Origin of the sequence: Sphingobacterium sp. UBA7253, assembly GCF_002472745.1 — a bacterium.
In the GTDB taxonomy this organism is placed as follows: domain Bacteria; phylum Bacteroidota; class Bacteroidia; order Sphingobacteriales; family Sphingobacteriaceae; genus Sphingobacterium; species Sphingobacterium siyangense.
Map to the genome: position 1 here is coordinate 26640 of NZ_DKSP01000026.1, position 297 is coordinate 26936.

Annotated in this window: 1 protein-coding gene; it reads right to left on the bottom strand. The window is 39.4% G+C overall.

Annotated elements, in window-relative coordinates; all coding sequences use genetic code 11:
• The coding region (locus B2X72_RS01820; protein ID WP_286848167.1) for a GTP-binding protein at nucleotides 1-297 on the bottom strand (297 nt) is incomplete at both ends.

Below are 297 nucleotides of genomic sequence, written 5' to 3' on the forward strand. Positions count from 1 at the left end.
CGAAACGTGTTTGAGGCATTGGGCCTTCAAAAGCATCTACCAATAGTACTACACCATCGGCCATCTTCAATACACGTTCAACCTCACCACCGAAATCGGCGTGACCTGGTGTATCGATGATGTTGATTTTAACACCTTTATATGTTACTGATACGTTCTTAGATACAATAGTGATCCCGCGTTCACGCTCTAAATCATTATTGTCTAGGATTAATTCACCAGCATTTTCATTTTCTCTGAATTGATTGGTAAAATATAAAATTTTGTCTACAAGCGTAGTTTTACCGTGGTCGACGT